General features: G+C 57.1%; 7 protein-coding genes. 6 read left to right on the top strand and 1 reads right to left on the bottom strand.

Going from position 1 to position 13454, the window contains the following annotated elements; genetic code table 11:
• The first annotated feature begins 6 nt into the window (after window positions 1-6).
• The 4 genes from carB (at window position 7) to VN577_12140 (ending at window position 7112) form a co-directional block, all read left to right on the top strand.
• The gene (gene carB, locus VN577_12155; protein HWR15575.1) at window positions 7-3288 is read left to right on the top strand and encodes a carbamoyl-phosphate synthase large subunit; all 3282 of its coding nucleotides are present in this window, start codon (window positions 7-9) and stop codon (window positions 3286-3288) included.
• A gap of 106 nt (window positions 3289-3394) precedes the next feature.
• Window positions 3395-4522, top strand: a complete 1128-nt coding sequence (locus VN577_12150) for a DUF1028 domain-containing protein (GenBank protein HWR15574.1) — start codon at window positions 3395-3397, stop codon at window positions 4520-4522.
• Between the two features lie 100 nt (window positions 4523-4622).
• The gene (locus VN577_12145; GenBank protein HWR15573.1) at window positions 4623-5687 is read left to right on the top strand and encodes a dihydrodipicolinate synthase family protein; all 1065 of its coding nucleotides are present in this window, start codon (window positions 4623-4625) and stop codon (window positions 5685-5687) included.
• A gap of 78 nt (window positions 5688-5765) precedes the next feature.
• Window positions 5766-7112 carry an MFS transporter gene (locus tag VN577_12140; GenBank protein ID HWR15572.1) on the top strand — a complete coding sequence of 449 codons (1347 nt, stop codon included), beginning with the start codon at window positions 5766-5768 and terminating at the stop codon, window positions 7110-7112.
• Between the two features lie 43 nt (window positions 7113-7155).
• Here the strand turns inward: VN577_12140 and VN577_12135 are convergent, their stop codons facing one another.
• Complete coding sequence (locus VN577_12135; protein ID HWR15571.1) at window positions 7156-8265, bottom strand: ferritin-like domain-containing protein; 1110 nt, start codon at window positions 8263-8265, stop codon at window positions 7156-7158.
• 122 nt (window positions 8266-8387) lie between these two features.
• Between VN577_12135 and VN577_12130 the strand changes: the two genes are divergently transcribed.
• Together VN577_12130 and VN577_12125 are read left to right on the top strand one after the other, a co-directional pair.
• Entirely contained in the window at window positions 8388-8864 is a 477-nt protein-coding gene (locus VN577_12130; GenBank protein ID HWR15570.1) for a GNAT family N-acetyltransferase, read from the top strand.
• Window positions 8865-9364: 500 nt separating this feature from the next.
• Complete coding sequence (locus VN577_12125; protein ID HWR15569.1) at window positions 9365-13450, top strand: putative Ig domain-containing protein; 4086 nt, start codon at window positions 9365-9367, stop codon at window positions 13448-13450.
• Window positions 13451-13454: the final 4 nt, after the last annotated feature.

The raw sequence follows: 13454 nt of genomic DNA, 5'->3' as shown, positions 1-13454 counted from the left end.
GAATAGATGCCTAGAAGAAACGACATCTCCAAGATCCTCATCATCGGCTCCGGCCCGATTGTTATCGGCCAGTCGGCGGAATTTGATTACTCCGGCACGCAGGCGTGCAAGGCGCTGAAAGCCGAAGGCTATGAAGTAGTGCTGGCGAATTCGAATCCGGCCACGATCATGACCGACCCCGAGTTTGCCGACCGCACTTACATCGAGCCGCTCACGCGCGACTATCTCGAAGAGATCATCCGTATTGAAGCCGAGATGATGCCGACGCTCGGCAAAGGCTTTGCGGTCCTGCCGACGGTTGGCGGACAGACGGCGCTGAACCTCGCCGTGGAGCTTGCCGACGGAGGCGTGCTCGAGAAGTACAACGTGCAGTTAATCGGCGCGCAGCTTGAGGCGATCAAGAAGGCCGAAGACCGCCTGATGTTCAAGGACGCGATGACGCGCATCGGGCTCGACGTGCCGAAGTCCGCATTGGTCAACAATCTGAAAGACGGATTGGATTTCTCGAGCAAGATCGGGTTCCCGGTGATTCTGCGTCCGTCGTTCACGTTGGGCGGCAGCGGGGGCGGCATCGCTTATAACCGCGAAGAACTGCTGGAGTTGCTGGCGCGCGGACTTGATCTATCGCCCGTCCATGAAGTGTTGCTTGAAGAGAGCGTGCTGGGCTGGAAAGAGTTCGAGATGGAAGTTGTCCGCGACACGAAGGACAACTGCATCATCATCTGCTCGATTGAGAATTTTGATCCGATGGGCGTGCACACGGGCGATTCGATCACGGTCGCTCCGGCACAGACGCTTACCGACCGCGAGTTCCAGTACATGCGCGATGCGTCGCTGGCAGTGATGCGCGAGATCGGCGTGGAGACCGGCGGATCGAACGTGCAGTTCGCCATCAATCCCAACACAGGCCGCATGGTCGTCATCGAGATGAACCCGCGCGTGTCGCGCTCGTCGGCATTGGCTTCGAAGGCGACGGGATTCCCGATTGCTAAGATCGCGGCGAAGCTTGCTGTCGGCTACACGCTCGATGAGCTTCGCAATGAAATCACAAGAAAGACGCCAGCGTGCTTCGAGCCGACACTCGACTACGTTGTCGTAAAGATTCCGAAATGGCAGTTCGAGAAATTCCCCGGCGCCGATGAGAGCCTTGGTCCGCAGATGAAGTCTGTCGGCGAGGCGATGGCGATTGGGCGCACCTTCAAAGAAGCGTTAATGAAGGCGGTGCGCTCGCTGGAGACGGGGAAGAGCCTGGCATCGCAACGCATTGAGCCGAAAATCCTCATCCACAGGTTGGTTACGCCGCATCCGGAGCGTTTGCAGTACATCCGCTATGCGCTGCGAACGGGGATGTCGATCAAAGAGATCCACAAGATGACGTCGATCGATCCGTGGTTTCTGTACCAGTTGAAGGAGATCGACGACATCTCGCAATCGCTGGCAAAGCACACGGCTGCCGACGTGCCGGAGGGGATGATCCGCGATGGTAAGCGCGCGGGGCTGTCGGATGTGCGCATCGCCGACCTGTGGGGATTGCGCAACGGCAAGGGCGCCGCAAATACTGTGCGCGAGTTGCGGACGAAGCTCGGAATCCGTCCGGTGTACAAGCGCGTGGACACCTGCGCGGCGGAGTTCGAGAGTTACACGCCTTATCTGTACTCGACCTACGAAGAAGAAGACGAGGCGACGCCGACCGACAAGAAGAAGGTGATCATTCTCGGCAGCGGGCCGAATCGCATCGGGCAGGGAATCGAGTTCGACTATTGCTGTTGCCATGCGGCATTCGCGCTGCACGACGACGGCTACGAGACGATCATGGTGAACTGCAATCCGGAGACGGTTTCGACGGATTACGACACCAGCGATCGCCTGTACTTCGAACCGCTCACGTTCGAAGACGTGCTTGAGGTTTATCAGCATGAGGCGGCGGCGGGTGCTCCGGTGGGAATGATTGTGCAGTTTGGCGGACAGACGCCGCTGAACCTGGCGCTTCCGTTGAAGGCCGCTGGCGTGCCAATTATCGGGACGTCGCCGGAGTCGATTGATCTGGCGGAGGACCGTAAGCGGTTCGGCAAGTTGCTGGAAGAACTGGAAATCCCGCAGCCACCGGGGGCGACCGCGGCGTCGGTGGAAGAAGCGGTTGCGGCGGCGAACAAAATTGGGTATCCGGTGCTGCTGCGTCCTTCGTACGTGCTCGGCGGCCGGGCGATGCAGATTACGTATGACGACTCGTCGGTCGTCCGTTACATGAAGGAGGCGGTCGAGTATTCGCAAGAGCGTCCGGTACTCATCGACCACTTCCTGGAGTCGGCAATTGAGGTTGACGTGGATTGCCTGTCGGACGGCGAAGACTGCGTGATCGCTGGAATCATGCAGCACATTGAAGAAGCGGGCATTCACTCGGGCGACTCCTCGTGCGTGCTGCCGGCGGTGGACATCGCTCCCGACTTGCTCCAAACGATGCGCGAGATGACATTCAAACTGGCGCGGGCGCTGAAGGTGATCGGGCTGATGAACATCCAGTTCGCCATCCAGAACGGAAAGGTGTTCGTACTGGAGGTGAACCCAAGGGCGTCACGCACGGTGCCCTATGTGTCGAAGGCTACGGGCGTGCCGCTGGCGAAGATTGCAGCACGGTTGATGACCGGACGCAAATTGCGCGAGTTCCTGCCGGAAAACGTGGAGCGCGCGACGGACCTCGATACCGGCAACTGCTACTACGTGAAGTCGCCGGTGTTTCCGTGGAACAAGTTCATGGGCGTGGACACGGTGCTCGGCCCAGAGATGAAGTCGACGGGCGAAGTGATGGGCGTGGCCGAGACGTTTGGGGAGGCGTTCGCGAAGGCGCAGATCGCGGCGGGGGCAAAGCTGCCGACGAAAGGCAACGTCTTCATCTCCGTGAACGATCGCGACAAGCAGCACGTGGTGGAAATCGCGAAGCTGTATGTTGACCTTGGCTTTAAGCTGATCGCAACGACCGGTACGGCGGCGGCGCTGGAAGACGCGGGCTTCGAAGTGGAGCGCGTGTACAAGGTGAAGGAAGGGCGTCCGAACGTGGTGGATTTAATCAAGGGCGAGCGCATTCACCTCATCATCAATACGCCGCAGGGGCCGGATCCATATTTCGACGAAAAAGCCATTCGAAGGGCCGCCATCAATGCACGTGTGCAGTCGATCACGACGATTGCCGCGGCAAAGGCCGCTGCAGAAGGCATCGCGGCATTGCAGCGCGGCGAAGTGAACGTGAAGGCGCTGCAGGAGCTTCACGCGGAGCACGGGGTGAGCGCGTAGATTGACGATTGTCGATTTACGATTTTCGATCTGAAAAGCAAGTGCGGGCTGAGTCTTTTCAGCCGCACCTTGATACAATCCGGCTTCGCTATTCTGCGAGGCCACAATGAAACTCTTCAAAGCTCTGTGTCTCTGCGTTTCTGTCCTGCAATGCGTAGTTCTCATGGCACAGGAACGGCCACATCGTCCAGTCCATACTTTCTCCATTGTTGCGCGTGATCCGCAGACCGGCGAGATGGGTGCTGCGGTTCAGTCGCACTGGTTCTCCGTTGGATCGAACGTGATCTGGGCGGAAGCAGGCGTTGGCGCGGTGGCGACGCAGTCCTTTATCGATCCGAGTTATGGGCCGCTTGGGATGGCGCTGATGAAGGCGGGGAAGAGTGCGCCGGAGGCGCTGAAGTCGCTGCTGGCGGGGGACTCGGGACAGGCGGTGCGGCAGGTGGCGTTCGTGGATGCGAAGGGCAATGTCATGTCGTGGACTGGTGCCGGTGACATGCCGGCAGCGGGGACCATTGTCCCGAACCGAACTGACACAATGAAACTAGGCTGCGGAGGCGGCCAGGATTGCGCGAAACTGTGTCCACAGAAAGACCCGAAGCTGCTTCAACCTTGTGGCGGTTATGCAGAAATCGGCAAGGACTTCTCCGCGCAGGCCAACCTCATGGCCAACGACAAGATTTGGCCCGCGATGGCGAAGGCTTATCAAGAGTCGAAGGGTGATCTCGCCGAGCGGATGCTTGCCGCTCTGGAAGCGGCGCAAGCGGTAGGCGGCGACATCCGCGGGCGGCAGTCAGCGGCAATCATCATTGTGAAGGCGCAGTCGTCCGGGCAGCCGTGGAAGGACAAGGTCTTCGACTTGCGTGTGGACGACGCTGCTGAGCCGATCAAGGAACTGCGACGGTTGGTCACGCTGCAACGCGCGTACAACCACATGAACGCCGGAGACCACGCGGTCGAGTTGGGCGATCACGAACTGGCGCTCAAGGAGTATTCAACCGCTGAGGACACCGCGGCGAAGGCCGAGGGAGTCCTGCCGAGCCGGGTGGCGGAGATGATGTACTGGCATGCGGTGGAGCTGGTGAACATCAACCGTGTGGACGAGTCGCTACCGCTCTTTAAGAAGGCCTTCGCCATGGAAAAGGGCTGGATCGAGTTGACGCCGCGGCTGCTAAAGGTTGGGCTGCTGCCGAATGATCCCAAGTTGTTGGAGAGAATCCTGTCACAATCGAAATAGCTCCGGGTCTGCGGCCGGCGAGTCGGCATCCACGGCAGCCGGCGAGGTCGCCGGCGCTACAACTTGCATCTTCTTCGATGAACGCTGAAACTAGACTGTCATGTTGCTGAATGGAATTTTCCCTCCGATCACTACGCCGTTCTATCCGAGCGGCCAGATTTACTGGAAGAAGCTCGAGCACAACGTCGAGAAGTATTCGCGTACACCGATTTCCGGCATCGTGGTACAGGGCTCCACGGGCGAGGCGATCATGCTCTCCGACCAGGAGAAACGGGACGTGCTGCGCTCGGTGCGCGAGATCGCCGCGCCGAATAAGGTCTTGATCGCCGGATGTGGGCAGGAATCGGCTATCGAGACGATTAAGCTCTGCGAATACGCTGCTGAGCTCGGTTACGACGCCGTCATGGTGCGCACGCCGCATTATTACAAGGCTTGCATGACGCCACCGGCGATGACGAACTTCTACAACGTGGTGTGCGACAAGTCTCCACTGCCAGTGATCATCTACAACTTCCCGCCCGCGACGGCGTATGACATTCCGGCGGAAGTGGTGATCGAGTTGGCGAACCACCCGAACCTGTTGTCGATCAAAGAATCGGCAGGCAGTCTCGACAAAGTGAAAAAGATCATCGCCGAAACTCGGCACGTTAAGCGCAGTGTCACGGTTACCGCGCAGCAGGAGGCCGTCACAGGTCGCATGCTGCAGGAAGCGAAGCAGGCTGTCGCGGTCGGTGAGTTGGTTCCAGTCGCTGCGCTGGGCGGAACGGCGAAGCCATCATCGAGTGCGGTGGAAACGATCGGCAAATTGAAGACGCGCCAGAAGGAAGTTGGGTTTCAAGTGATGGTAGGAGCGGCGCACCAATTGCTTGAGTCACTTGATGCTGGTGCCGCGGGGGCGATCCTGGCCTTTGCGTGTGCGGCTCCAACAGCGTGTTACGAGGTTTATCTGGCACATAAGGAAAACGCGCGTGCGATTGCTCGGGAAAAGCAGGACCGCATTACAGAACCGGTGAAGAAAGTAGTGAGTCAGTTGAGCATTGCTGGCGTGAAGTATGCGATGGACTTGAACGGCTACTACGGAGGAAATCCGCGATTGCCGATTCTCCCCTTGAATGCGGAGCAGAAGGCCGATGTGGATCGGCTTATGGCGAACATCAAGGCGTAGCATCGATCTCAAATGAACAGCCCCTGCAGTTGTCGCAGGGGTTTTGATTTGCGGCTTGGATGTGACCTCGAGCATCCAATGAATTTCGAGATGGCCGGACAGAACGATAAAACCGAAGGCTCCAGTTTAGGTTTTGCCATCCGCGCCTTGCGTTATCGCAATTACCGCCTCTTCTTTCTCGGACAAACGGTTTCGCTGGTGGGCACGTGGATCACTCGGGTGGCCACCAGTTGGCTAGTCTACCGGCTGACCGATTCTGCATTCCTGCTCGGGTTCATCGGTTTTGCGGGACAGATCCCAACCTTCCTGCTCGGCCCGATTGCGGGTGTCTGGGTGGATCGTCTCGATCGCCACAGGGTACTGGTCGTTACGCAGGTGTTGTCGATGATCCAGAGCTTTTGGCTGGCGGCGCTCGCTCTTACGCATCACATCACCTTCTGGGACATCTTCTGGCTCAGCATCTTCCAAGGTGTGGTGAATGCCTTCGACATGCCGGCACGTCAGGCGTTTGTACCCCAAATGGTGGAATCGAGAGAGGACCTCGCAAATGCCATCGCGCTGAATTCATCGATGGTGAATGCGTCGCGTTTGATCGGGCCTTCCATAGCAGGCGTGATTATCGCTGCCTTCGGCGAAGGCTGGTGCTTCTTCATTGATGGGGTTAGTTACGTAGCGGTGATCATCTCGTTGCTCCTGATGCAGGTGACACGGCAGGAAAACGGAAAATCCCGCACGAGCGTGGCCGCGGAACTGAAGGAAGGCTGGCAGTATGTGTCGCGGTTCAAACCGATTCGGTCGATCTTGTTACTGCTTGCCTTGGTCAGCCTGGTTGGCATGCCGTATACGGTACTGATGCCGGTGTTCGCGCGCGACGTTCTGCACGGCGGTCCGAATACTCTTGGGTTGCTTACCGGCGTCATCGGTGTAGGCGCACTCGCGAGCGCAGCTTATCTGGCGACACGCAAGAGTGTGCTCGGTCTTGGAAGAGTCATTCCCACCATGACTGTCATTTTCGGAACCGGCTTGATTGTGTTCGGACTATCTCGTTGGTTGGCATTATCGATGTTCGTACTGCTCTTTACCGGCTTCGGCATGATGCAACAGATGGCTGCCAGCAACACCATTCTGCAAACCATCGTGGAAGAAGATAAGCGCGGGCGCGTGATGTCGTTTTACGCGATGGCATTTCAAGGAATGGCGCCGTTTGGAAGCTTGCTCGCAGGGTTGTTGGCTGCGCGCATCGGAGCACCGCGTACCGTGATGATCTGTGGTGCCATCTGCATTGTCGGCGCGGGCATCTTCCTAACTCAGTTGGGCGAGATTCGAAGGATGATTCGGCCCATCTACGTACGATTGGGCATACTGCCGGAGATGGCTGTGGGAGTTCAGCAAGCAAGCAATCTGCAAAGCACGATCGAACGGTAAACGAAAGCGTCACAGTTCACCCGTGACGCTTTCGAAGGTCGCATTATGCAGCTCTCTTCTTGCGATTCTTCTGCAGAATCTTGGGCGAGCGATTCGTGCCCGACTGACCGCTGATTTCGATGTCATCATCAGTGGGTGCCACGTTGTTTCGTCCGCGGCGTGCCATCACTCTGCCGGTAGTTCCAGGTGCATGGGCCGGCTGAACGTCACGACGACCCGAACCCGGACGCTGCTGCCCGGTGGAGCGTGCGGGGCGTGCCTCGCCGCGATCACGACGTCCTCCCCGCTCATTCGCTTCCATTTCGGGTTCTTCCTGAAGCTGGCGATTGCCACGGCGATTTTGCTTGTTCCGGTCATCGGGGATCTCGTCGCCGGCCTTGGGTTGCGTCGCATTCGTGACCTGAGGCTGAATTCTGCGCTGCTCGCGCTGCTGCCCTTCTCGAATATTGCCGATGGCCTCGCGCGCTTCCTCCGCGTCTCGGCCCTGGTCCCGTTCGGCGCGTGCTTCTTCCTGGTGGAGCTGTAACTCGGCTTGCCGGTCGTCGCGTACAAGTTCTGACTGCTGCTGTCCGCCTTGTCCGATCTGAGTGCCAGGATCCTGCATGGCAGTTTCGCCTGTACGCGGATTTACTACGTATAGAAGGTCAGCGAGATCGCTCGCGTGTTCCTCTTCATCCTCAAGCAGATGTTCCAGCAGAATGCGCGTGGTGGGATCAGCATCGCCGAAGAACTTGATCATCTCGCGATAGACATCGATAACTACCCGTTCGGCAATCAGGTCTTCGCGGATCATATCGGCCAGACTTTCACCTTCGACGTACTGGGCGACGGAACGCTCCAGCAATGTGCGGGGATTGAAGTCAGGCTTCCCGCCGAGTTGCTGGATACGTTCGGCGAGTTTGTCGGCGTGCTCGCGCTCCTCGTCAGCGTGCTCCTTGAATTCCTCGGCGGCCATGCGGCCGTGAACGCCCGTGGCCATGAAGTAGTGGTGCTGGTAACGCAGAACGCAAACGATCTCGGTGGCCAATGCTTCATTGAGAACGGCGATTACGCGTTCCTGGTCAAGGCCGTAGGTGCTGGTTACGGCTCCCTCTTCAATCTTCTGGATGGCTCGTTGACGAATCTCTTCCACATCTTGAACGAAGCGCGGCATGTATATCTCCGAAATCGAAGCCCGTGGGAATGGAGCCGGGTGGGCGCTCCGGCAAGGGGTTAGATTCCACGAACGTCGACACCGGATGTCCTCCGAAAAACTGCTGCATTTAGAATGCAGCCATGCTGAATATTCGAGCAGCAACCGAAGGCGATGTGGAGTTAATCCTGCAGTTTATCCGTGATCTGGCGGAGTACGAACGCGAGCCACAGGCCGCAGTAGCGACGGCGGAAGACATTATTCGCGACGGCTTCCGAGGCACGCCAAAGTTCCGTGTGCTCATTGCCGAATGGGATGGGGTCCCAGCAGGCTTCGCTTTCTACTTCTTCAACTACTCAACTTGGATAGGAAAACCGGGACTCTTCCTGGAAGACCTGTTCGTCAAACCCGAGCTTCGCGGAAAGGGCATCGGCAAGGCGCTGCTGTCTGAACTGGCGAAGGTCGCCATGGCCGAGAATTGTTACGGAATGAAGTGGGAAGTACTCGATTGGAATCAGCCGGCCATCGAATTCTACGAAGCACTGGGCGCGAAATTAAGGAAAGAGTGGATTACGGTGAGGTTGTCTGGGGAACCGCTGAAAGACCTGGCGGAAATCTGAGTTTGAGCCTGTTTCGACTGAGTGAGGGTGTACATACGGGTTACGTGCCTAGCATGAAGCGGCGAGTATCAATTAGTTTTCAAGAGGACTAAGGAGATTGCCCGAAAGCATCTAAGGCGGTCGCCTCATTGCGGCACATGAACAGGTCGTCTAGTCTGATCATGCGAGAGGGGCGAACGGAAAGTTCTGCTCTGATACTTGTCGATAATATTGAAAGTCCCTCCTTGCACCCAGCGGTAGCAGCCGCCAACTGACTCCAAACCTAGATTACTGCTGCTGCGCTGGTCCTACAGAAACGGGTTGTTGGGGTCGGCGTACGTGCGGAGAACTCTCTCTGCGCGCTATCCCGAAAAAATCACCTCCTGAGTGCGTACGCGTTTTCGTGCGCCTCGCGGAAGTGTCTCTTCGTCCAGCAACACGATAAGCAGCATTAAGCGATACATGGAAAGGCGGGTATTGGTTTGTCTGCGAGGCCGAACTTTTTTGATTTTGGAGAATTAATGCGCAAACAGCTCTTCCTACTTCTTTGCCTTGTTCTGGTTTCATGCGGTGATGCCGTAAGTGCCAGAAACAGGGGAAACATATCGGTCACTTCGGTCCCCACGGCCACAGCGGTTCAGGGTTCCTCATATACCTCTGCGTTTGTAGCGTCAGAGGGTGCAAGTCCTTACAAATGGTCGCTGCAATCCGGCAGCCTTCCTCCAGGCTTGTCGTTAAGCAACACGGGCGTTGTCTCTGGGACACCCAGTGCGGTGGGCACATATTCGTTCTCGGCCGGCGTTCAGGACTCCGATGCGCCGCCCGCAAGAACCGCTGCGTCGGCAACCATCACGGTCTCCACGAAATCCACGACGACTCCAGCTCCTACCGTGCAGTTGTCGGGAACGTCCACGATCACGCAAGGACAGAGTGCAACGTTGTCGTGGACGTCGACCAATGCGACGTCGGCAAGTATCAATCAGGGAATTGGTACAGTATCGCCTAACGGGGCCGTCAGCGTCACTCCGTCCGCAACGACTACCTACACGATCACCGTTACTGGATCGGGCGGGACAGCTACGTCCAGCGCCACAGTAACAGTAAATCCGGCGCCAAACGCACCCACGGTAAAGATTACTGCTTCTCCCACCAGCATCACGCCAGGCCAATCGGCGACGTTATCGTGGACGTCAACGAACGCTACTTCCGCCTCGATTGATCAAGGAGTTGGAACTGTTGCAACCAGCGGCACGAAGACGGTAAGTCCAACCGCGACGGCTACCTACACGATCACGGTCACTGGTTCTGCCGGAACGGCCACAGCAAAGGTAATTGTGAGCGTCGGAGCCGTGTCGACGGCACCCACAGTGCAGATTACTGCGTCCCCTACGAGTATCACGCAAGGTCAATCTTCTACGCTGTCGTGGAGTTCGACGAACGCGACCTCGGCAACGATCAATCAGAACATCGGGACAGTTGCGACGAGCGGCACAAAAACCGTGACGCCGACAGCAACGACTACTTATACGATCACCGTTACTGGCGCGGGCGGCAGTACAACCGCGAGCACGACTGTAATGGTGGCAACTGCCCCTCCGCCATCGGGTTCGACCGCATTCGACATCAAATGCTCAGACCCGAACGTGGTGAACTGCATCAACTTCGACAGCCCATTTACCAGCACGAGAGAATTCGGAATTGATGCAGCCAGCACGACGAAGGCTGTGATCGACACCTCCGTGTATTCCTCAGGCTCCGGATCATTACGTTTTGACATCCCATCAGACGCGAACGCGAATACGTCGGGGTCATTCCACGCGGATTTCACTTCCGATCTCTCAACGCAATTCGGAGAGACGGGAAGTGGTGGGAGGGAATTCTATCTACAGTGGCGGCAGCGGTTTGACCCTGCAATGCTGACCATGAAGGCCCGCAATGGCGGTGGCTTCAAGCTCGCGATCTTCGGGGAGGGAGACACGGCCACAAAGACCGCGTATTCCTGCACGGATAACGAACTTGTGGTGCAGAACTACTACCAGCACGGATTGCCTATCCTGTATCACTCCTGCGGAGTTAAGGACAACAGCTATCAGGGCCTATATCCGCTGACGTCAGGGAGTTACCTGCTCCAGAGTGGTATTGGCTGTGCTTCCAGCACTGGAACGAATTGTTCCCGTTTCGTCGGGAACGAGTGGATGACGTTTCAGTTGCACATGAAGTTCGGCAAGGACTACAGAAACGATCGAAACTATAGGCATGACAGCACTGTCGAGTTGTGGGTTGCCCGCGAAGGTCAACCTTCACAACTTGTAGTGACCATGACCGATTACGATCTGATTCAGCATGCTGCGACCGCGATAAACACCGGAAAACTCTGGCTGTTGCCATACGAAACGGGTCGTTGCCCTGCCAGCTTCACTATTACAAGCGCTGTTCGTACTGGCGGAAAGACTACTTACACCACAAGCAGCCATGCCTCGCAGAATGGCGAATGCATACTAGCCGGTGATCAGCTAAACGTCGCGGGCGTTACGGACAACAGTTTCAACGGAACCATGTCGGTCGTCAGTGTTCCCAACGATACAACTGTTGTCGTATCGCAGTCGGGCGTGGCAGACGCCAGTTCATCCGGCGGAAAACTCACGGACCAAGCACTGTTGATGCCCGCAACGGCGGTTTGGTACGACGACCTGATTATCTCAAAGCGTCGTCTACCGGACGTCGGTGTTGAGGTGCCGAATGCACCCGATAGCTTGACGGTGACGAACGATGGTTCCACGAACCTGTTGACTTGGCGTGACAACTCGGACGTCAAAGGCTCGTTCGCAGCGAATTCATATGTTATCGAGCGCTGCCAGGGTCAGATGTACGCGTGCCTCCGAACGCAGAGTTTCACACAAGTGGCAACCACAGGGGTGCAGTCAACCTGGCGCGACACGGCAGGAAGCGCAAGCACTGTCTACACCTATCGTGTAAAGGCGGCGAACGGAAGCGGTGCCTCGGCCTATTCGAACGCGGCGACAAATGTGTCTGGACCGATCTCGGACGTTACGGCTACCCCAGTGTCGGCCACCTCGGTACAGCTTACCTGGTCGCAGCAAGGTCCAACGGCTACCTCGTTTGTGATCGAACGAGCCACAGGCACTTATCAATCGCCCAGCAGTTTCGTACAGGTGGGAACCTCCACTACACGCTCGTTCACCGACACAACTGCGAGCCCGAGTGTTACGTACGTGTACCGCGTGAAAGGCGGGAATGCGGCTGGTAGCTACGAATCCTGGGGTGAAACCTACTACGGCAACACGCAATACGGTGGAATGAGCGCCGGTTCTCAGGTTACGACCCCTGCCTCGGCGACTAGCGGTAGCGGTGGTACCAGCACAGGTGCACGTTATCCCTACGGCTGGTCTTACATCACAGGAGCTCGTCTGATCCAGTCTCCGAGCATTTGTCCGAGCGACCCAACGATTCAACTGGTCGAGGGTTGCTCCGCAGTGATCCGTGACTGGACCAGCGCGGTCTTCCGTTCCAATACAGAACAACTCATCATGACGGGCGGAGGACATGGTGGCTACAGCGGTAATGAGCAGTATGCCGTTAACCTGAAAAACAAGCCCGCAACCTTTACTCGAATCAATGAACCTTCCATACCTGGTGTGGACGGCTGTCAGGGCGGTTTCGATCTCACTACAGGAGAGCCTACGGCTGGGCAGCTCAGCAGCAATGTGCCGTCATCGTTTCCGGTACAGTATGTCGACGTAAACGGAGCGAAGTATTGCAAGAGCTGCCAATCCGATGCAAATGGATATGGCTGCGCTCCGAGCTCGAAGCACAACTATGGACAACTCGTGTACATACCTGCGAATAGCACTGGCTGTAGCGGTGAAATGTCCGGAGACATGCTGTTTGTCTTCAACGGTTTCGATGCTTGGGCTGTAGGTGCGAGTACGTTCAATGCCTGGGTCTATCACTATGATACGGGCCGCTGGCAGCGCCTGGATACCTGGGCGAAGTTTACCAATGGCGTTTACCCTGGCAAGAACGCATGGGGCAATTCCATGGACTTTGATCCGGTGAAGAAGAAGATGGTGATGTTCACGCAGGCTGGAGGAAACGGCATGATCGGTGAGTGGGATTTCTGTTCCAACACTTACACCGAGAAGGCGCGCAGTCCGTATTGGCTTATCAACGACGCCAATTACGGTGTCATCGATCCGGTAAAAAGGGTCATGCTGCTCAGCGAGGGCCAAGATCTTTACCACATTGATATCGATCGCTACACGATGACCAAGGTGACATCAACAGCGGCTGCGAATGGTTGCAGTCCCGCAATGGTCGCTTTCGGAGGTATGGCGTACGATCCGGATCGGAGCAAGTTTGTCCTCTGGCCGAACGGCGGACAGACCGTTTACGACTACGACGTGAATACGATGAGCTGTTCGGCATCGTCTTACGGCGGAATCGTGCCGCCCTTACCTACGCCGTATAACGGAACTTTTGGGCGCTTCCGTTATGTTCCCGGCAGGAAGATGTACGTCCTGGTCACGGGCGAAGCCATTGACACCATGGTGCTTTGTCGCGAGCCGAATGGCTGCGATTTCAACTAGGGCA

The organism is Terriglobales bacterium (assembly GCA_035561515.1).
Lineage (GTDB): Bacteria > Acidobacteriota > Terriglobia > Terriglobales > Acidobacteriaceae > DATMXP01.
The sequence above is the reverse complement of the archived record's forward strand: the minus strand, read 5'-3'. Positions and strand labels throughout refer to the sequence as shown.

Bases quoted from the DNA above. Each gene is read 5' to 3' on its own strand.
- carB (HWR15575.1), top strand. From the start codon at position 7: ATGCCTAGAAGAAACGACATCTCCAAGATCCTCATCATCGGCTCCGGC.
- VN577_12150 (HWR15574.1), top strand. From the start codon at position 3,395: ATGAAACTCTTCAAAGCTCTGTGTCTCTGCGTTTCTGTCCTGCAATGC.
- VN577_12145 (HWR15573.1), top strand. From the start codon at position 4,623: ATGTTGCTGAATGGAATTTTCCCTCCGATCACTACGCCGTTCTATCCG.
- VN577_12140 (HWR15572.1), top strand. From the start codon at position 5,766: ATGAATTTCGAGATGGCCGGACAGAACGATAAAACCGAAGGCTCCAGT.
- VN577_12135 (HWR15571.1), bottom strand. From the start codon at position 8,265: ATGCCGCGCTTCGTTCAAGATGTGGAAGAGATTCGTCAACGAGCCATC.
- VN577_12130 (HWR15570.1), top strand. From the start codon at position 8,388: ATGCTGAATATTCGAGCAGCAACCGAAGGCGATGTGGAGTTAATCCTG.
- VN577_12125 (HWR15569.1), top strand. From the start codon at position 9,365: ATGCGCAAACAGCTCTTCCTACTTCTTTGCCTTGTTCTGGTTTCATGC.